Annotated in this window: 15 protein-coding genes; 8 read left to right on the top strand and 7 right to left on the bottom strand. The window is 66.2% G+C overall.

What is annotated here, in order from left to right:
• Positions 1 to 219: 219 nt before the first annotated feature.
• From SA190iCDA_RS04510 to SA190iCDA_RS04530, 5 genes are all read right to left on the bottom strand, one after another.
• Positions 220 to 2,283 (bottom strand): EAL domain-containing protein, encoded by a 2,064-nt coding sequence (locus tag SA190iCDA_RS04510; RefSeq protein ID WP_070885196.1) that lies wholly within the window; start codon positions 2,281 to 2,283, stop codon positions 220 to 222.
• 64 nt (positions 2,284 to 2,347) lie between these two features.
• Positions 2,348 to 4,147, bottom strand: coding sequence for a molecular chaperone (locus SA190iCDA_RS04515; RefSeq protein WP_070885197.1), 1,800 nt, complete (start codon positions 4,145 to 4,147; stop codon positions 2,348 to 2,350).
• A gap of 129 nt (positions 4,148 to 4,276) precedes the next feature.
• The gene (gene asd, locus SA190iCDA_RS04520; protein WP_236101230.1) at positions 4,277 to 5,134 is read right to left on the bottom strand and encodes an archaetidylserine decarboxylase; all 858 of its coding nucleotides are present in this window, start codon (positions 5,132 to 5,134) and stop codon (positions 4,277 to 4,279) included.
• Between the two features lie 57 nt (positions 5,135 to 5,191).
• Positions 5,192 to 6,007 carry a rhodanese-like domain-containing protein gene (locus tag SA190iCDA_RS04525; protein WP_070885199.1) on the bottom strand — a complete coding sequence of 272 codons (816 nt, stop codon included), beginning with the start codon at positions 6,005 to 6,007 and terminating at the stop codon, positions 5,192 to 5,194.
• Between the two features lie 66 nt (positions 6,008 to 6,073).
• Entirely contained in the window at positions 6,074 to 7,585 is a 1,512-nt protein-coding gene (locus tag SA190iCDA_RS04530) for an HDOD domain-containing protein (RefSeq protein ID WP_070885200.1), read from the bottom strand.
• Between the two features lie 121 nt (positions 7,586 to 7,706).
• Here SA190iCDA_RS04530 and motA point away from each other — a divergent pair, with 121 nt between their 5' ends.
• Entirely contained in the window at positions 7,707 to 8,558 is an 852-nt protein-coding gene (gene motA, locus SA190iCDA_RS04535; protein WP_070885201.1) for a flagellar motor stator protein MotA, read from the top strand.
• 5 nt (positions 8,559 to 8,563) lie between these two features.
• Complete coding sequence (gene motB / locus SA190iCDA_RS04540; protein ID WP_070885202.1) at positions 8,564 to 9,571, top strand: flagellar motor protein MotB; 1,008 nt, start codon at positions 8,564 to 8,566, stop codon at positions 9,569 to 9,571.
• Between the two features lie 28 nt (positions 9,572 to 9,599).
• Here motB and rsgA read toward each other — a convergent pair whose 3' ends face one another.
• Positions 9,600 to 10,631 (bottom strand): small ribosomal subunit biogenesis GTPase RsgA, encoded by a 1,032-nt coding sequence (rsgA, locus tag SA190iCDA_RS04545; protein ID WP_070885203.1) that lies wholly within the window; start codon positions 10,629 to 10,631, stop codon positions 9,600 to 9,602.
• A 161-nt stretch (positions 10,632 to 10,792) separates the two neighbouring features.
• On the opposite strand from rsgA, the gene SA190iCDA_RS04550 reads away from it, so the two are divergent.
• Both SA190iCDA_RS04550 and orn read left to right on the top strand, forming a co-directional pair.
• Entirely contained in the window at positions 10,793 to 11,584 is a 792-nt protein-coding gene (locus SA190iCDA_RS04550; RefSeq protein WP_070885204.1) for a class I SAM-dependent methyltransferase, read from the top strand.
• Positions 11,585 to 11,611: 27 nt separating this feature from the next.
• On the top strand, positions 11,612 to 12,154 hold the full coding sequence (gene orn / locus SA190iCDA_RS04555; RefSeq protein WP_070885205.1) for an oligoribonuclease: 543 nt from the start codon (positions 11,612 to 11,614) through the stop codon (positions 12,152 to 12,154).
• A 98-nt stretch (positions 12,155 to 12,252) separates the two neighbouring features.
• Here the strand turns inward: orn and queG are convergent, their stop codons facing one another.
• Positions 12,253 to 13,320: a tRNA epoxyqueuosine(34) reductase QueG gene (queG, locus tag SA190iCDA_RS04560; RefSeq protein ID WP_070885206.1), complete on the bottom strand. Its 1,068-nt coding sequence runs from the start codon at positions 13,318 to 13,320 to the stop codon at positions 12,253 to 12,255.
• Positions 13,321 to 13,378: 58 nt separating this feature from the next.
• Between queG and SA190iCDA_RS04565 the strand changes: the two genes are divergently transcribed.
• Genes SA190iCDA_RS04565 through mutL form a run of 4 tightly spaced genes read left to right on the top strand, consistent with a single transcriptional unit; the run spans position 13,379 to position 18,643 of the window.
• Positions 13,379 to 14,878, top strand: a complete 1,500-nt coding sequence (locus SA190iCDA_RS04565; RefSeq protein WP_070885207.1) for an NAD(P)H-hydrate dehydratase — start codon at positions 13,379 to 13,381, stop codon at positions 14,876 to 14,878.
• A gap of 26 nt (positions 14,879 to 14,904) precedes the next feature.
• The gene (tsaE, locus tag SA190iCDA_RS04570) at positions 14,905 to 15,333 is read left to right on the top strand and encodes a tRNA (adenosine(37)-N6)-threonylcarbamoyltransferase complex ATPase subunit type 1 TsaE (protein ID WP_419203885.1); all 429 of its coding nucleotides are present in this window, start codon (positions 14,905 to 14,907) and stop codon (positions 15,331 to 15,333) included.
• An 8-nt stretch (positions 15,334 to 15,341) separates the two neighbouring features.
• Positions 15,342 to 16,772: an N-acetylmuramoyl-L-alanine amidase gene (locus tag SA190iCDA_RS04575; protein WP_205881594.1), complete on the top strand. Its 1,431-nt coding sequence runs from the start codon at positions 15,342 to 15,344 to the stop codon at positions 16,770 to 16,772.
• Positions 16,769 to 18,643, top strand: coding sequence for a DNA mismatch repair endonuclease MutL (mutL, locus tag SA190iCDA_RS04580; RefSeq protein ID WP_070885210.1), 1,875 nt, complete (start codon positions 16,769 to 16,771; stop codon positions 18,641 to 18,643). The genes SA190iCDA_RS04575 and mutL overlap by 4 nt, the downstream gene beginning before the upstream one ends.
• Positions 18,644 to 18,680 lie beyond the last annotated feature (37 nt).

The raw sequence follows: 18,680 nt of genomic DNA on the forward strand, positions 1-18,680 counted from the left end.
CAAGCCGCAAGCCGCAAGCCGCAAGCCTCAAGCCTCAAGCTGCAAGAACAAGCTAGAGCACTGCGGACTGCTTTTAACCTGTAGCTTGGAGCTTGCAGCTTGCAGCTTGCGGCCGCTTCCGCCATTTAGCTGCCAAAATCGACGAACTTGGGCTGAAAGATTATGACCAGGTTCTAAGGTATTTGAGGCGGGAGCGGGGCAGCCTGGCTGCCCTGGCGATCAGTCATCCGACGAGAAGTTGTAGTCCATCGACTGGCTCGGGCCCTGCAGGTAGTAGCCCTGGATGTAGTTGGTGCCCGCCTGCCAGAGGGTGGCCAGCACGCTGGCCGATTCCACGAATGGCACGATGGTCAGCTTGGCCTGGCTGTGCAGGCTGGCCAGCATGGTTTTCAAGGTTTCCTGGTTGGCCGGGTCGGCCAGCTCCTTGGTGAACGAACCATCCACCTTGACGAAGTCGACCGGCAGGTGACGCAGGGTGTTGAACGGGTTCAGGGCGCAGCCGAACTGGCTGAGCGCGAGGTGGCAATGCAGGTCCTTGAGGCCCTGGGCCAGGGCCTTGGCCTGCTTCAGGTAGGTGACCGCATCCGGCTCGCTGAACTGGAACACCAGGGCATCGGACGGCAGGCGTGCGGCTTTCAGCGCCACGCTCAGCCACGGCAGCAAGGTCGGGTCCTGCAGGCTGGCGCTGGACAGGTGCACGAACAGGCGCGTCGCGTGGCCCTTGGCGCGGTGATCGGCGAGCAGCTTGATGGAGCTGAGAATCACCCAGCGGTCGATCTTCTCACCCATGCCCGACTCCCTGGCCACGGCGAGGAATTCATCTGGCGGCACTTCCTGGCCGGACGGGCTGAGCAGGCGCAGCAGCACCTCGTAGTGCTCGTGCTCGTCGCCGCGCAGGCTGATCACCGGCTGGAACAGCAGGCGGAAGCTGTTCTGTTCCAGGGCCTGCTGCACCATGGCCACCACGCTGCCGCGGTTGGCGGCGGCCGCCAGTTCCTCGGACGGGTCGAACAGCTTGAGGGTGCCCGGCTCGTCCAGCTGGTCGGCGCAGCGCTGGGCCCGGTCGATGACTTCCCCGGCCTTGGGCGTGGTGTCGTTGAGACCGGCGACGCCGACGGACAGCGTGGTCTGCGCGGTGCGCCCGTTGATGTCGAACAGGTGCGCTTCGGCCTTCTTCAGCAGGGCTTCGAGCAGCGGGCGTTGCTGCTGCGGCGACAGGCCGGTCTGCAGGACGGCGAACACGTCGTCGCCAAAGCGCGCCAGTTGCGCATCCTTGGGGAAGTGGGCGCGCAGCAGGGCGGCCAGGTCGGTGAGCAACAGGTCGATGGCGCCCAGGCCCATGTCGGCGAGCAGCGCGGCGTAACGATCGACGCGGATATAGGCCAGGCTGGCCGGCTGTTCGTCGTGGACGGCGTGGTGGGCGGCGTTGTCCATCAGTTCGAGGAAGTGGGTACGGTTGTACAGGCCGGTGACCAGATCCAGGCTGCTGATCTCGCGCAGCTTCTCTTCCAGCTCGACGTTGGCGGTCTCGGCGCGGATCACCACCTGAATGCACGGCTCGCCATCGTAGGCCGCCGGCGACAGGCTGATGCGCGCCGGGAAGCTGCTGTCGTCGGTGCGCACGCCGGCGCAGCCGAGTTCATGCTTGTCCATCTGCTGATGGTTCTTCAGGAAATCCTTGAACGCAGCCTGATCGCTGGCGCCGATCAGGTCGATCATCGGCAGGCCTTCGAGCTCCTCGGCGTCATCGAAGCCGAACAGCTCCAGGTAGGCGCGGTTGGCATAGATGTGCATGCCATCGTGTACGTAGGCGATGGCATCGACCGAGCTGTCGAGCAGCAGCTGGCAGCGTTTCTCGGCTTCGCGCAGGGCCACCTCGGCGGCGCGGCGGGCGCGGCGTTCCTCGAGGTTGACCAGTTCGCGGCGGGCGACCAGTACCAGGCGCTCGTCCTCACCATGCGGCAGGGCGTCCTGGGCACCGAGCATCAGCGCTTCGGTGACGCTGTCCGGTTCGTTGTCGGCCAGCAGCAGGATCACCGGGATGTCCTTGCCCTGGTGGCGGATGCAGGCAAGCGCTTCGTGGGGATCCAGGCAGTCGCTGGCCGGCGAGCAGATCAGCAGGTCCCAGTTGTGCTTGAGGGCGTCGAGCAGGTCTTCGCTGGAGATCAGGCGGTGTACGCGGGTGGCATTACCGGCATTGCGGAACAGGCTGACGAGACGCTCGGCCTCGTTCTGCGAGTCTTCGAGAATCAGCAGGCGGATGGTTTTCTTTTCGATGGCCATTAGCGAAGTCGAATCTGCGATAAAACAGCAGAACAGGGCGGGAAATTAAGGGTTTTCCGGCAATCTACAGCGACTTCCAGAGTGAGTCAAAGTCTTCCTCCCCGGCTGGGCGCTGGGTGCCGGAGGCTGTGACGGAGGTCGCGTGATCCGTGGTTTTCTGCTCCAGGTCGTGGTACTCGAACTGGCTGAAACTGCCGGTGCTGACCTGCTTCTGGCTGAGCACCGCGCGGCGCTCCTTGCCGTTGACGTTGATCAGCACCTTGCTGCCCTCCTGGAAGGGCAGGCGCGGGGTGATCAGCGTGGCCGGCCGGGAGATGGCGGCGATTTCCGGCAGCAGCAGGGCACGCAGGTACTGGCTGTTCTGCTCGGCCTTGCGCACCAGTTGCAGGCCACAGGACTGTGCGTGGGGGGCGATCAGCTCGATGCCCATCTGCGTGCCGCCACCGCGTACCTGGCGGATCCAGCGCACCACGGCGACGCTCCAGCCCTGCTGGGGATTGTCGCGGATGCCGAGAATCTCGCCGGCCTGCAGCTGGCTGGGCACTTCCTTGGGCCACGACAGGCAGTAGCCACCGGGGCTGTGGTTGACGATGGCCAGCACGAAGGTCGGATAGCTTTCCCCGGTACCCGCTTGCGCTTCCTGCTCGCCGGCGGGCTTGGGGTATTCGATCTCCTCGAAGGGCAGGCCATTGTCCCAATCGTTGACCCGGCGTGCATCGTGGGCGCTGGCCCATACATCGGGCTCACCGCTCAGCGGCTTGAACGAGGCGGTGGTGTCGACCTGCTGTTTGAGAATTTCGCTGAACGCGCGGCCATTGGCCAGGTAGTAGTTCAGGGCGCTCATGCCGATGCACAGGGTCATGCTGCCGGTACCCTGGGTTCGCTGGAAGGTGCGCTCGGAGATATCGCCCCAGGCCGCGGTGGCGTGCTGCAGCATGTCCACGCTGAAGCCTTCGGGCACCGGCAGGCGCGAGCGGGGACGGTCTTCGGGGGGCAACGCCAGGTGATCCTTGATGGCGTTGACCAGCGGGGTCGGGTCGATACCCAGGGCGCCCTGCAGCTCGCTCGGCTGGAACAGCGAGGTGTAGCGGGGTGGGCCATCCAGCTGCGGTGCCACGGCGAAGATGCTGCTCGGCTGGCCGCCGGCCTGCAGGTTGACCAGCGTGCTCCAGGCCTCCAGCGCTTCGGCGAGGCGGGCGATGGCGCTCTGGCGCATTTGGTTGCAGCGCGAGCAACCGATCAGCAGGGCGACGATATAGCCCTGCTCGACGCTCAACCCTTGAGTATGGCGGGCCAGCGGGTCGCGGATCACCACCTTGTGCAGCTCGTGGCGCCGGGCAATCAGGTACAGCTGGTGAAGCTCCAGCCAGAGGCCTTCGGGCACCGGGCAATACAACTGGCTGGTGCGGATCAGCGGGCCGTTGAGGCTGTGCACGGCCCGCTGCAGGGCCATGCCGAGCAGCGCGTTGCGCTCGCGATTCGGCTGCGCGGCCAGGCGCGAAATGATCAGCTTGTAGCCGATGGCCAGGTGGTTCTGCAGCGCCTGGCAGAGGTTGGCGACCTTGCGTGGGCGCTCATCGAGCACGATGGCCTGGTTGAGGAAGTGGCGCTCCAGGTGCTGGCAGACGAAATACACTTCTGGGCGCAGCAGCTCGAGCAGCTGGATGCGGTTGTCCGACGGGGTCAGCAACTGGTTGAGCTCGATCAGCGCCTGGTACAGCTGCCGGGCGGTTTCGCCAAGGTTGGCCTTGGGCAGGCCGGCGATCCAGCGTTTGAGGTCGCGTGGCGTGGCGTCGCAGAAAGTCAGGCCCTGCTTGGTCGGCGTCGGGACGCGGAGCAAAAGGTGGGGGCTCTGTTTATCCATCTAGCTTCGTTACTCCAGGGCCCGCATTCGAGCGATTCATTCGTTGGGGGTGCAGCGACTCTAGCAGCATCCAGCCATCATCGCAGCCTTGCCACGCCACCGGCCGGGGCTGCGGGTCAGGGCATCGGTTCACTGGCCGAGCAACTGGCCCATGCGCACCGGGCTATTGGCACCCAGTTCTTCGGCCCATTTCACCTGCTCGGGGCCGAACAGCACGATGGCCGTGGAACCCAGTTTGAAGCGGCCCAGCTCGGCGCCTTTTTCCAGGCTGATCGGCGCCCGCGCGGCTTCGTCGTAGCGCACGGTCTTCAGCTCGCGCTTGGGGGGCGTGATCAACCCGGCCCATACGGTTTCGATGGAGGCGACGATCATCGCGCCCACCAGCACCACGGCCATCGGCCCGCGTTCGGTATCGAACAGGCACACCACGCGCTCGTTGCGGGCGAACAGCTCGGGCACGTTTTCCGCGGTGGTCTGGTTCACCGAGAACAGCCGGCCCGGCACGTAGATCATCTCGCGCAGGGTCCCGGCCAGCGGCATGTGCACGCGGTGATAGTCCTTGGGCGACAGGTACACGGTGGCGAAGTCGCCGCCCATGAAGGGTGCGGCGCGCGCGCTGTCGCCACCCAGCAGTTCGGTCACGCTGTAACTATGGCCCTTGGCCTGGAACACCCGGCCATGTTCGATGCGGCCCAGCTGGCTGATCGCGCCGTCGGCGGGGCAGAGAATGGCGCCGGGCTGGTTGTCCAGGGGCCGCGCGCCTTCCTTGAGGGCACGGGTGAAGAAGGCGTTGAAATGCTCGTAGGCGGTGAGGTCTTCGACCTGTGCCTCGCTCATGTCCACCTGGTACTGCTTGGCGAACCAGCCGATCAGGCGGTTCTTGAACCAGGCAGCGCGACACTCCGCGGCGCAGCCGATCAGGCGCGACAGCAGGTGGTGCGGGGTCAGGTGCTGGCTGAGGATAAACAGGCGTTCTTTCATCTTTATTCCTTGGCTGCCCGGCCGTGCATGCCGGGCATATGAGAATGGACAGTCAGGTCGGGCTCAACGTTCGACAGGTGTGTCGGGCAGATTGCCCCACTCGCCCCAGGAGCCGGCGTAGGCCTTGACTCGCGGGTAGCCCAGGGCCTTGGCGACCAGGTAGGTGAAGCCCGAGCGGCGATGGCTCTGGCAGTGGGTGATGATTTCCTTGTCGGCGCTCAGCCCGCGCTGCGCGAGCAGTTCGGCGATGTCCTGGCGAATGCGCAGGCCACGGGCGGGATCCATGCCCGCGGTCCACTCGAAGTGGATCGCGCCGGGGATGTGCCCACCCCGAGCAGCCTGCAGTTTTTCGCCGCGGTACTCCTCGGCCGAGCGTGCATCCCAGATGGCCAGGTCGGCGGCGCCCAGGCGCGACTGCAGGTAGCTGGCGCTGGCCGTCGGCTCTTCGCTGAGCGTCAGCGACACCGTCGTGCGTTGCGGCGCAGGCGTGTCCTGGCTCAGCGGCCGGTCTTCGGCTTCCCAGGCCGTCAGGCCGCCATTGAGAAAGTGGTAGCGCGAGTGACCGATCACGTCCAGCAGCCAGATGAACCGGCCGGCCCAGCCACCGCCCTCGTCGTCGTAGACCACGTAGGTCGCTTGTGGGTGGTGGCCCAGCTCGCTGAACAGCCTCTCGAGTTGCGCCTGGTCGGGCAGCAGGCCGGGTGCCGGCGGCTTGCCGGACTGGGTGCGTTTGCCGTCGACGAAGCGGGCGCCGGGAATGTGGCCGTCCAGATAACGCGGGTGGCTGCTCAGGTCGACCAGGATCAGCTCGGGCGCTTGCAGTCGCGGGGCGAGATCCGCCGGCTCGATGACCAGCGGCAGTTCGTCGAAGGCTGTCATACAGGCCTCGTTGGCGGAATTAAGAGCACGATTGTAGCGCAGAAGAATGCCGGAAAACGGCGGAGCTCAACGCTGACGTTTGCTGAAGGTGTCCAGCGCACGCTCGATGCATTGCGTGGTTTTGGTGAAGGCCTGCACGACGGTGTCACCGATCGGCTGGCCACTCTGGTCGGCGAACAGCAGCATCACCACCCGTTCGTTGCTGGCCAGGGAGCGAATCAGCAGGTGTTCGCTGGGCAGCAGGGCTTTCAGGTCGCCGGGCAGCAGGGCGGAAAATTGCGCGATGTTGGCTGGCGTGAGGCGCAGTTGCGCGGGCTTCTGCAGCAGGCGACGCAGCACCTGGCTTTGCGCCGGGTCGAGGGTCAGGCCGCTGGCGCTGGCGGCCACGCCGGCATGCTGCTGCAGCTGCAGGCGCGTGTGGGTGCGGTCGGCGAGCAGCATCATTACCCGTGACAAGCCGGCGGCCTGCAGCGCCTGGCGGGCGCAGGTGGTGAGTTGCTGCACATTGTTGAATGCCGAAGGCTGGGCGAGCAGTTGGGTGCACAGCTGCCGCCAGTCAGCGACCTGCGGCGCCGGTGCCGGCTTGCGCGCTTGAACGTGGCGGGCATTCCACGGCCACAGCAGGGCTTCGGCGGGGTGCCAGAGACCGACGGTATCCAGTTGCCGTGCGCTGTGCGCCGCGTTCTGGTGGATCTGCTGTTGCAGGTCGGCCAGCGGCAGCTGCAGGTACAGGCTGTTGAGCCCGTGCCAGCGCCTGGTGTGGCTGCCGCTCCAGGCGTTGTGGGCCGATACGGCGATCACGTTGGCCAGCAGGATGCTGTTGGCGGGCTGGGTGAGCCAGCGCTGCAGGGCCGGATCGGCGTCCAGCTCCTGCTGCTGGCGCAACGGCTCGTCATGGCGACGCGCCAGGTACAGCGCCTTGCCCAGCAGCCGGCGGTCATCGATCAGCAGGCGATAGCCCTGAACGATCCAGGCCGGCAGCCGCCAGCGCTCGGCCAGCGCCAGGCACAAGTCGAACAGCGAAACGCCGAGCATGTCGCGCTCGACCTTGACCGGCGGCTCGCCGTCTATCAGCACCCGTTGTTCCCAGGCTTCGAACAGATGGGGGTGGGCGGCCAGCAGGGCCCAGACCGGCGACAGGAACAGCAGGCTGCCCCAGTGGATTTCCTGCCACAGGCGCGCCAGGCGTGCGGCGAACAAGCCATTGGCCTGGTAGGCGGCGTGCTGGCTGATCAGCTGGATCTGCCGCAGGGGCAAGGGGATGTCGGCGAGCGCCCGGGCCGGTAGGCGAGCCAGCAGCTCTTCGGCGCGCTTGAGGCCCAGGCGGGTCAGTGCCGTTTCCAGGCTTTCCGCCGCTTCCCCCAGGGCGCTGCCCTTGCCGTTGGCCTCGCGCAGCACGCTGAGCACCAGCGCCGGGCTGTCCTGCATCAGGTCGGCGATTTCGCGCAGCGAGCGGCGGCTGTCGCCCAGGGCGCGGCGAACCTGCTGGTGATGATCGGTCGCGATGGGCAATAGCTGCCCGTCCAGCTGCTTGAGCCAGGCCTCGAGGGTGCGCGGTAACGGCGTGCTTGCGACCATGGGGCTGTGCCAGAATGGCTTTTTTTAGACTTAACTGACTATAGTCTGGCGTATCTCTTCCGATAAGTAGAAGGGGATTCGCGCGGTCGCCCTTTCTTTTCACCTGCTCAAGTTTCCTTCTATGGCCAAAATCATCGGCATCATCGTTGTATTCGCTTGCGTACTCGGCGGTTTCGTCGCGTCCGGGGGCAAGATCATGGCATTGGTACACCCCTTCGAGGTGCTGATCATCGGCGGGGCTGCCCTGGGCGCCTTCCTGCAGTCCAACCCGGGCAGCATGTTCATGACCGTCTTCAAGAAGTCCCTGAAGATGTTCAAGTCGCGCTTCACCCACGACTATTATCTGGAAGTGCTGCGCCTGCTCTACGAGATCCTCAACAAGGCGCGTCGCGAGGGCATGATGGCCATCGAGGCCGACCTCGAAGACCCGGCGGCGAGCCCGATCTTCAGCAAGTACCCGGCGGTGCTGGGGGACGAGCGGATGGTCGCGTTCATCTGCGATTACCTGCGCATCATGTCCTCGGGCAACATGGCGCCCCACGAGCTCGAAGGCCTGTTCGACATGGAACTGGTGGGCCTCAAGGAGGAGCTGGAGCATCCTGCCCACGCCGTGGCGAAGGTCGCCGACGGCATGCCGGCGATGGGGATCGTCGCCGCGGTACTGGGGATCGTGATCACCATGTCGATCCTGGCCGAAGCGGATAACGCCCAGATCGGTGAGAAGGTCGGTACCGCGCTGGTCGGTACCTTCCTCGGCATTCTCGCTTCCTACGGTTTCTTCGGCCCGCTGGCCGGCGCGCTCGAACACGACGCCAAGGAAGAACTGAACGTCTACGAGGCCATCAAGGCCGGCCTGGTGGCTTCCGCCTCCGGCATGCCGCCGTCGCTGGCCGTGGAATTCTCGCGCAAGACCTTGTACCCGGCGCACCGCCCAAGCTTCAGCGAGCTTGAACAGGCCATGCGCGGAAGCTAAGCACCATGGAAAACAACCAGCCGATTATCGTCAAACGGGTCAAGAAGGTTGCCGGCGGCCATCACGGTGGCGCCTGGAAGATCGCCTTTGCCGACTTCGCCACGGCGATGATGGCCTTCTTCATGGTGATGTGGCTGATGTCCTCGGCCACCCCCGAGCAGAAAAAGCTGATTTCCGGTTACTTCAAGGATCCCATCGGCTTTTCCGAGAGTGCCAGCCCCTACGTGATCGATCTGGGTGGCTCGCCGACGCCGTCGCCGGATCGCACCCTCAACGAGCAGCCCCAGGAATCACCGGGCGACCAGGCGGATACCGAACCCAAGGACCCCGCCGAGCTGGATGCCGAGCAGGCCGAGGCCAAGGCCGAGGAAGTCGAGCGCGAGCGCCTGGAGTTGCTGTTGCAGGAGTTGCAGAACAAGGTCGAACTGGACCCGCAGTTGCAGCGCTTCAAGGATCAGATTCTCTTCGAGATCACCCAGGACGGCCTGCGCATCCAGATCGTCGATGCCGAGAACCGGCCCATGTTCGCCCTCGGCAGCGCGCAGTTGCAGCCGTATTTCGAGGACATCCTGTTTGCCCTGACCGACACCATCAAGGCGGTACCCAACAAGATCAGCATCAGTGGGCATACCGACGCCAAGCCTTTTGCCGGTGCTGGTGGCTTCGGCAACTGGGAGTTGTCGGCCAACCGCGCCAACGCGGCGCGGCGCGTGCTGGTCGCGGCGGGCTACGAAGACGCGCAGGTGGCGAGGGTGGTCGGCTATGCCTCATCGGCACTGTTCGACCGTGACGATCCGTTCAACCCGGTCAACCGGCGTATCGATATCGTGGTGCTGAACAAGAAGGCGCAGCGCGACATCGAGGGCGAGCAGAGCGGTGGCGCGCTGGCGCCCGATCCCGCGCCGGCGGCCGGCGCCGCACCAGCCGGCGAGCCGCTGTCCAATGACCAGCTGCGAGAACGGCTGAATATCTTCGAGGATGGCGCGCTGAAGGTCGATCAGCCGGTCGAGTGATCGACCGGCGTCCCGGTGTGCTGGCCGATCAGTACTCCGGTTCCGGCAGGCTGGCCAGGATGTGCCGGTAGCTGTTCATTCGCTGGGGCTGGATGCGCCCTTCTTCCAGTGCCTTGAGCAAGGCGCAGCCGGGCTCCCGATCATGCTTGCAGTCGCGGAAACGGCAATGACCGAGCAGGTCGGCGAACTCGATGAAACCCGCCTCCACATCGTCACGGCTGACGTGGCCGAGGCCGAACTCGCGGATACCCGGTGAGTCGATCAGCTGGCCGCCGCCGGGGAAATGGAACAGTCGCGCGGTGGTGGTGGTGTGGGTGCCCTTGCCGGTCAGTTCCGACAACGCGCCGACCCGGGTGTCGACCCCCGGCAGCAGGCTGTTGACCAGCGACGACTTGCCCACCCCGGACTGGCCCACGAACACGCTGATGTTGCCATCGAGCTGTTTCTTCAGCTGGTCCATGCCGTCGCCTTCCAGCGCCGAGACTTCCAGCAGCGGATAACCCAGCTGGCGATACACGCCGAGCAGGGCGTTGAGTGCGGTTTCGTTCCCGGCATCGATCAGGTCGGCCTTGTTGAGCAGCAGCAGCGGGCGAATGCCGGCGTGCTCGGCGGCCACCAGGTAGCGGTCGATCAGGTTGGCATGGGGCTCCGGCAGCGGCGCGAAGACGATGACGATCAGGTCGACGTTGGCCGCCACCGGCTTCAGCTGGCCGCGGGTGTCCGGGCGGCACAGTTCGGTATCACGGGGCAACTGGGCGACGATCACCCCATTGCCCTGATTGCCCGGGCGCCACACCACGCGGTCGCCGGTGACCAGCGTCGGCAGGTTGGCGCGCAGGTAACAGCGGAACACCTGGCCGCTGAGCTCGCCGTCGGTGGCCTCGACTTCCACCTGCACGCCGAAGTGGGCGATCACCAGGCCGGTCTGCTCCGGGCCCAGGTCGCCACCTTCCAGGGTTTCCACCATGCGGGATTCGCGCTTGGCAGCGCGTGCGGCGCGCTCGCCCTGGATCTTTTCGATGCGCCAGTTTTGCCGGCGGTTGAGTTGGCGTTTGGCCATGGGGCTTCCGAGTCGTGCTGCGCTTGAAATGGCAGCGAGTCTAGCACGCCTGATGGGGCGGCAATTCGTCGATGCCGGGCGCCTCTGACAACGCAGGTAGTTTTTAGAGGTGCCCGGCCGGCGCTAGACTGTCCGCCCATCCTCAAACGAGCCAGGTCGGCATGGCTGCTTCCTATCGTGCATTGCACCGCCTGGGCGAACGCTATCCCGCCTTATCGGCCTTGCTTATCCAACTGGTGGTCACCCTGGTCATGGGCGTGGCGATCATTGTCGCTGCCCGGCTGTTCGAGTGGCGTGCCAGTCCTTTGACCGCCGGTTTGCTGCACGGCCTGCTCTGCGCCTGCCTGGCGCGCTGGCTGGGCCTGTCACGCTGGTGGTGGTGCCTGAACCTGCTGTTCGTGCCAGGGTTGCTGCTGGCCATTGGCGCGCCCTTGCCCTCCTGGCTGTTCCTGCTCGGGTTTGTGCTGTTGTTGTTGCTCAACTGGAACAGTTTTGGCGAGCGCGTGCCGCTCTACCTGACCGGCGCCGGTACGCGCCATGAACTGGCGCGCCTGCTCGAGACCCGAGGCCAGCGCTTCGGCTTCGTCGACCTGGGCTGCGGCCCGGCCGGTACCTTGCTGTGGCTGGCGCGGCGTTTTCCCCAGGCGCAGTTCACCGGGGTGGAAACCGCGCCGCTGTCCTTCGCCATCGCCTGGCTGCGTTGCCTCGGCCAGCGCAATTGCCGGATTCGCTACCAGAACCTGTGGCGCACCGAGCTGGGCGCCATCGACGTGGCCTACTGCTTTCTGTCGCCCGCGCCCATGCCCGCGCTCTGGGACAAGGCCCGTGTCGAGCTGCCGAAAGGTGCCTGGTTGATCAGCAATACCTTCGAGATTCCCGGCGTGGCGCCGCAGCGTGTGGTGGAACTCAGGGACTGGCGCGATTCACGCCTGCTGCTCTGGGAGATTGGCTAGAATGGCGGCTCTATAGAGGAGCGCAGCATGCAGAACCCAGAGAATCTGATCTGGATCGACCTGGAAATGACCGGCCTCGATCCCGAGACGGACGTCATCATCGAAATGGCGACCATCGTCACCGATACCGAACTCAACGTGCTGGCCGAAGGCCCGGTGATCGCCGTGCACCAGAGCGACGAGCGCCTGGCGGCGATGGACGAGTGGAATACCCGCACCCACGGCGAGAGCGGCCTGACCCAGCGCGTGCGCGACAGCCGCATCAGCCAGGCCGAGGCCGAGGCGCAGACCATCGCCTTCCTGGAACAGTGGGTGCCGAAGGGCAAATCGCCGATCTGCGGCAACAGCATCGGCCAGGATCGCCGCTTCCTCTACAAGTACATGCCAGCGCTGGAAGCCTACTTCCATTACCGCTACCTGGATGTCTCGACCCTGAAGATCCTCGCCGAGCGTTGGGCGCCTGGGGTCAAGGAAGGCTTCGTGAAGACCGGTACCCACCAGGCGCTGGACGACATCCGCGAGTCGATTGCCGAACTCCGGTACTACCGCCAGCACCTGCTCAAGGTCTGAGAGAGGCAGCTTTAAGCTGCGAGCCTCAAGCTGCAAGTGGAAGCGCGGGCAGGCGTGTTGACCGCTCGGGCACTGGCTTGCAGCTTACCCTTGTTGCGTCAGGCGCGCGCCGCGTGCTGCGCCAGCGCCCATTGCACATGCTCGCGCACCAGCTCCGACGGGTAATCGCGACGCGCCTCAAGTGCTTCCAGCACCGGGATGCTCGACGGCGCGTTGCCCAGGCCGACGGCCAGGTTGCGCAGCCAGCGCTCATACCCGGCGCGGCGCAGGGGTGAGCCCTCGGTACGGCTGAGAAACTCTTCCTCGCTCCAGCGAAACAGCTCGGCCAGCTCGGCGTTGTCCAGGCTGTGCCGCGGCTGGAAGTCGCTTTGCCCGCTGGGTTTGGCGAAGCGGTTCCAGGGGCACACCATCTGGCAGTCGTCGCAGCCGAACACCCGGTTGCCGATGGGCGCGCGCAGCTCTTCCGGGATCGGCCCCTTCAGCTCGATGGTCAGGTAGGAGATGCAGCGCCGTGCATCCAGCACATAGGGGCCGACGAAGGCGGCGGTCGGGCAGATGTCCAGGCAGGCGCTGCAGCGCCCGCAATGTTCGCTGGCGTGGGGGGCATCTTCGGGCAGCGGGATGTCGACGAACAGCTCGCCGAGAAAGAAGTAGCTGCCGGCCTTGCGGTTGAGCACCAGGGTGTTCTTGCCGATCCAGCCGAGACCGGACTGCTCGGCAATGGCCTTTTCCAGCACCGGCGCGCTGTCGACGAAGGCGCGGTAGCCAAAGGGGCCGATGGCCTGCTGGATACGCTCGGCCAGTTGCTGGAGGCGTTTGCGGATCAGCTTGTGGTAGTCGCGTCCCAGGGCGTAACGCGACACGTAGGCTTTTTCCGGCTCCTGCAGGCGCTGGGCCATCTGCGTGTCGCCGGGCAGGTAGTCCATACGCAGCGAGACCACGCGCAGGGTACCGGGCACCAGCTCGTCGGGATGTGAACGTTTGCGGCCATGTGCGGCCATATAGTCCATCTCGCCCCCGTAGCCGGCATCCAGCCAGCGCTGCAGGTGCGCTTCGTGCTCACCCAGCTCCAGGCCGCTGATGCCCACCTGCTGGAAGCCCAGTTCACGGCCCCAGTCCTTGATGGACTTGGCGAGGCTGGCGAGGTCGAGGGTGGCGTCGGTCATGCTGGGCGGGAATCTGCAGTAGGCGGCGTATAATTCTGCCAGACATCGGAGCTCAGGCATGCGGCATTCATCAGACGATTTTCCCCTCCCGCTCTACAGCGCCGCCCAGGTGCGGGCGCTGGATGCAGCGCTGATCGCGGCCGGCACGCCCGGTTTCGAGCTGATGCAGCGCGCCGCCCATGCCATCTGGCGGGCCTTGCGCCGCGCATGGCCGGATGCCGGCACAGTGACCGTACTGACCGGGCACGGCAACAATGCCGGGGACGGTTACCTGATAGCGGCATTGGCGCAGCGCGCCGGCTGGCAGGTGCGGGTACTGGCCGTGGGTGAGCCACAGCGTTTGCAGGGCGATGCCGCCCTGGCCCGCGACGAGGCCCGCGCTGCCAGTGTCGAGGTGCTGGCCTGGCAGGCCGCTGCCGAGCCGCGAGGGGTGTTGGTCGACGCGTTGCTCGGCACCGGCCTGGCGGGCGAGGTGCGCGAGCCTTACGCAGCGGCCATCGACTGGATCAATCGCAGTGGCCGTCCGGTGCTGGCGGTGGATATTCCCTCGGGGATTTGCGCCGATACCGGGCAGGTGCTGGGCGCTGCGGTAAAGGCGCAGCTCACCGTCACCCTGATCGGCTTGAAACTCGGCCTGTATGTCGGCCCGGCGCTCGATCATGTCGGCCGTGTGGTGTTCGATGCGTTGCAGGCCGATGCCGAGATCGTCGCCAAGCAGCAATCCGTTGCACGGCGCCTGGCGGGTGATCGTCTGCCGCAGGTGCCAGCCCGCCAGCCGACCACCCACAAGGGCCAGCTTGGCCACCTGTTGGTGGTCGGCGGCGATCAGGGCACCGGCGGCGCGGCGCTGCTCTCGGCGCAGAGCGCGCTGCGCAGCGGCGCCGGCATGGTGTCGCTGGCCACCCGCGCGGAACATATCGGCGCCGCGCAGGCCCGGCTGCCCGAGGTCATGGGCCTGGCCGTTGCCTCGGCCAATCAGTTGCACGCCCTGGCTGGCAGGATCACGGTATGGGTCGTCGGTCCGGGTCTTGGCCAGGGCGCCTGGGGCCGCAGCCTGCTGTCGGCCGCGACGGCCGCCGGCGGTGCCCAGGTATGGGATGCCGATGCGCTCAACCTGCTGGCGGCCGGTGCGGCGCATATCGCACCCGGCAGCGTGATCACTCCCCATCCCGGCGAGGCGGCACGCTTGCTGGGCATCTCGACGGCGGCACTGCAGGCGGATCGGCCGGCAGCGGCCAGGGCGCTGGCCCAGCGCCATGACGTGGTCTGCGTACTCAAAGGGGCCGGCACCCTGGTCGCCGATCCGGCCGGGCGTCTGCTGGTGTGTGATCGCGGTCACCCGGTGATGGCCGGCGCCGGGTTGGGCGATGTACTGGCGGGCTTGATCGGTGCCCTGATCGCCCAGGGCTGCAGCGCATGGCAGGCAGCCTGCCTGGGGGTATGGGTGCACGCCGGCGCGGGTGAGTCATTGGCACATAAAGGAAATGGTCTGGCGGCGGGCGATCTGTGCGACGCTATCCGTCATTTGCTACAGGAGCGAGCCGCTTGTCGGAAATAGAACTGTTCGCCGCCGATGAAGACGCCATGCTGGCGCTCGGCGCGCGCATTGCCGTTGCCACCGGTGGGCGCGGCGTGATTTACCTGGAAGGCGATCTGGGCGCCGGCAAGACCACGCTGTCACGGGGCATCCTGCAAGGCCTCGGCCACCGTGGCGCGGTGAAAAGCCCCACCTTCACCCTGGTCGAGCCCTACGAGATCGGCGAGGTTCGCGCCTTCCATTTCGACCTCTATCGCCTGGTCGATCCCGAGGAGCTGGAGTTTCTCGGCATTCGCGATTACTTCGAGGGCGACGCCCTGTGCCTGATCGAGTGGCCCCAGCGCGGTGCCGGCGTTTTGCCAAAGGCCGACCTTGACATTACCATTAGCCCGCGAGCGGGTGGCCGGTCGCTGCTGTTTCGCAGTCATAGCGCGAAGGGTGAACGCTGGTGTGCCGTCTTGGCACCCGGAGCATGAACGATAGAGTGGGGGCGGGTATGCGCATAGGCGCGCGAATGATCGCGGTCGGGCTGATGTTGGCGGCCATGGCTGCCGATGTGTGGGCCGCGTCGGATGTGCGCAGTGTTCGCCTGTGGCGCGCACCGGACAACACGCGCCTGGTCTTCGATCTGTCCGGCCCGGTGCAGCACAGCGTCTTCACCCTGACGGCGCCGGATCGCATCGTCATCGACATCAGCGGGGCCAAGCTGGTCACCTCGCTGGACAAGCTCGCCCTGAGCAACACGCCGATCACCGCCGTGCGCTCGGCGCAGCGCACGCCGGACGACCTGCGGGTGGTCATCGACCTGTCGGCCCAGGTCACGCCCAAGAGCTTCACCCTGGCGCCCAATCAGCAGTACGGCAACCGCCTGGTGGTCGACCTGTTCGATCAGGCCTCGGACGCGGCGCCCAGCCTGCCGTCCACCACCACCGCCAGCGCGCCGCCGGTGCCCGTTACGCCGACCCAGGCGCCGCCCAAGCTGGCACCGGTGCCCGGCGGCAAGCGCGATATCGTGATCGCCATCGACGCCGGTCATGGTGGCGAGGACCCGGGTGCACTGGGCCCGACCAAGGGCCAGTTCGAGAAGAACGTGACCCTGTCCATCGCCAAGGAGCTGCAACGCCAGATCAACGCCCAGAAGGGTTTCCGGGGCGAGCTGGTGCGCACCGGCGACTATTTCATTCCGCTACGCAAGCGTACCGAGATCGCCCGCAAGAAGGGCGCCGATCTGTTCGTTTCCATTCACGCCGATGCGGCGCCACGGGCGGCGGCCTTCGGCGCCTCGGTGTATGCGCTGTCCGATCGTGGCGCCACCTCGGAAACCGCGCGCTGGCTGGCCGACGCCGAAAACCAGTCCGACCTGATCGGCGGTGCCGGCAACGTCAGCCTCGAAGACAAGGACCGCATGCTCGCCGGCGTGCTGCTCGACCTGTCGATGACCGCGTCGCTGTCGTCCAGCCTCAACGTCGGGCAGAAGGTGCTCGGCCAGATGGGCCAGGTCACGCCGCTGCACAAGCGCCGCGTCGAACAGGCCGGCTTCATGGTGCTGAAGTCGCCGGACATTCCGTCGATCCTGGTGGAGACCGGCTTCATCTCCAACCCCAGCGAGGCGCGCAAGCTGCATTCGGCCAGTCACCAGCAGAACCTGTCGCGCTCCATCGTCACTGGCGTGAAACAGTTCTTCGAACAGAATCCGCCGCCCGGCACCTATATCGCCTGGCTGCGCGACAACGGCAAGATCGCCCAGGGGCCCCGTGAGCACGTGGTCGCCTCCGGCGAAAGCCTGGCGCTGATCGCCCAGCGCTACCAGGTCAGTCTGGCCAATCTGCGCAGTGCCAACTCGTTGAAGTCCGATGTGATCAAGGTCGGCCAGACGCTGCACATCCCGGCGACCTCGCTGGCTGCCCAGCCATGAGCGAAATGGCTCGTATCCAGCTGCTCAGCCCGCGGCTGGCGAACCAGATTGCCGCCGGTGAGGTGGTCGAGCGCCCGGCATCGGTGGCCAAGGAGCTGCTGGAGAACAGCCTGGACTCCGGCGCCAGGCGTATCGAAGTGGATGTCGAACAGGGCGGCGTGAAGCTGTTGCGCGTGCGTGACGATGGTCGCGGCATCGCCGCCGATGACCTGCCGCTGGCCCTGGCGCGGCATGCCACCAGCAAGATTCGCGAGCTCGAGGATCTCGAGCAGGTGATGAGCATGGGCTTCAGGGGTGAGGCCCTGGCGTCGATCAGTTCGGTGGCCCGGCTGACGCTGACCTCGCGTACCGCCGGTGCCGACCAGGCCTGGCAGGTGGAAACCGAAGGCCGCGAGATGCAGCCGCGGGTTCAGCCGGCGGCCCACCCGGTCGGTACCTCGGTGGAAGTGCGCGACCTGTTCTTCAATACCCCGGCGCGGCGCAAGTTCCTCAAGGCCGAGAAGACCGAGTTCGATCACCTGCAGGAAGTCATCAAGCGCCTGGCGCTGGCGCGCTTCGACGTGGCCTTCCACCTGCGCCACAACGGCAAGAACGTCTTGACCCTCCATGAAGCCAATGATGACGTCAGCCGCGCCCGGCGTGTCGCCTCCGTATGCAGTGCCGGGTTTCTGGAGCAGGCGCTGCCCATCGATATCGATCGCAACGGTCTGCACCTGTGGGGCTGGGTGGGCTTGCCGACCTTCTCGCGCAGCCAGGCGGACCTGCAGTATTTCTACGTGAACGGGCGCATGGTGCGCGACAAGCTGGTCGCCCACGCGGTGCGTCAGGCGTATCGCGATGTGCTGTTCAACGGTCGCCACCCGACCTTCGTGCTGTTCCTGGAGATCGACCCGACGGCGGTCGACGTCAACGTGCACCCGACCAAGCACGAAGTGCGCTTCCGGGAAGGGCGCATGGTCCACGACTTCCTGTATGGCACTCTGCACCGCGCGCTCGGTGAGGTGCGCCCCGAGGATCAACTGGCCACCCCGGCTGCCGTGGAAACCGTATTGCGGCCGACCGGCCAGGCGGCGGGCGAGTTCGGCCCCCAGGGCGAAATGGGCCTGTCCGCCAGCGTGCTCGAACGCCCCGTGGAGTCGGTCTGGCGCTCGCCGGGCGCCGGCTATCAGAGCCAGCGCAGCGAATCGTCGCTTCCCGCGGCAGAGGCCCAGGGTGTCTATCGCGAATTCTTCGCGCCGCTGCCAGGGGGCGCGGCGCCTGTCACCTTGCCGGAGCAGCAGGGCGATATCCCGCCCCTTGGCTACGCCATCGCCCAGCTCAAGGGCATCTACATTCTTGCTGAAAGCGCCCACGGCCTGGTGGTCGTCGACATGCACGCGGCCCATGAGCGCATCATGTACGAGCGCCTCAAGGTGGCGATGGCCAGCGAGGGGCTGCGCGGTCAGCCGCTGCTGGTGCCCGAGTCCATCGCCGTGAGTCAGCGCGAAGCGGACTGCGCCGAGGAGCACGGCCAGTGGTTCCAGAAACTGGGCTTCGAGTTGCAGCGTCTGGGGCCGGAAACCCTGGCGATCCGGCAGATTCCGGCGCTGCTCAAGCAGGCCGAGGCGACGCGCCTGGTGGGCGACGTGCTGGCCGATCTGCTCGAGTACGGCACCAGCGACCGCATCCAGGCGCATCTCAACGAGTTGTTGGCGACCATGGCCTGTCACGGCGCCGTGCGCGCCAACCGGCGCCTGACCCTGCCGGAAATGAACGGCCTGTTGCGTGACATGGAGCAGACCGAGCGCAGTGGCCAGTGCAACCACGGCCGGCCGACCTGGACGCAGATGAGCCTGGACCAGTTGGATAAATTGTTCCTGCGCGGCCAGTAACAGGCCGTTGAAACACTACCCGCGTTGGCGATGCTGC

Source organism: Pseudomonas argentinensis, assembly GCF_001839655.2.
GTDB classification, from domain to species: domain Bacteria; phylum Pseudomonadota; class Gammaproteobacteria; order Pseudomonadales; family Pseudomonadaceae; genus Aquipseudomonas; species Aquipseudomonas argentinensis_B.

Excerpts from the sequence above, each read along its gene's own strand:
- SA190iCDA_RS04565 (WP_070885207.1), top strand. The coding sequence starts at position 13,379 with ATGCGGCATTCATCAGACGATTTTCCCCTCCCGCTCTACAGCGCCGCC.
- SA190iCDA_RS04530 (WP_070885200.1), bottom strand. The coding sequence starts at position 7,585 with ATGGTCGCAAGCACGCCGTTACCGCGCACCCTCGAGGCCTGGCTCAAG.
- mutL (WP_070885210.1), top strand. The coding sequence starts at position 16,769 with ATGAGCGAAATGGCTCGTATCCAGCTGCTCAGCCCGCGGCTGGCGAAC.
- SA190iCDA_RS04550 (WP_070885204.1), top strand. The coding sequence starts at position 10,793 with ATGGCTGCTTCCTATCGTGCATTGCACCGCCTGGGCGAACGCTATCCC.
- SA190iCDA_RS04525 (WP_070885199.1), bottom strand. The coding sequence starts at position 6,007 with ATGACAGCCTTCGACGAACTGCCGCTGGTCATCGAGCCGGCGGATCTC.
- SA190iCDA_RS04515 (WP_070885197.1), bottom strand. The coding sequence starts at position 4,147 with ATGGATAAACAGAGCCCCCACCTTTTGCTCCGCGTCCCGACGCCGACC.
- SA190iCDA_RS04510 (WP_070885196.1), bottom strand. The coding sequence starts at position 2,283 with ATGGCCATCGAAAAGAAAACCATCCGCCTGCTGATTCTCGAAGACTCG.
- orn (WP_070885205.1), top strand. The coding sequence starts at position 11,612 with ATGCAGAACCCAGAGAATCTGATCTGGATCGACCTGGAAATGACCGGC.
- tsaE (WP_419203885.1), top strand. The coding sequence starts at position 14,905 with ATGCTGGCGCTCGGCGCGCGCATTGCCGTTGCCACCGGTGGGCGCGGC.
- rsgA (WP_070885203.1), bottom strand. The coding sequence starts at position 10,631 with ATGGCCAAACGCCAACTCAACCGCCGGCAAAACTGGCGCATCGAAAAG.
- motB (WP_070885202.1), top strand. The coding sequence starts at position 8,564 with ATGGAAAACAACCAGCCGATTATCGTCAAACGGGTCAAGAAGGTTGCC.
- motA (WP_070885201.1), top strand. The coding sequence starts at position 7,707 with ATGGCCAAAATCATCGGCATCATCGTTGTATTCGCTTGCGTACTCGGC.
- queG (WP_070885206.1), bottom strand. The coding sequence starts at position 13,320 with ATGACCGACGCCACCCTCGACCTCGCCAGCCTCGCCAAGTCCATCAAG.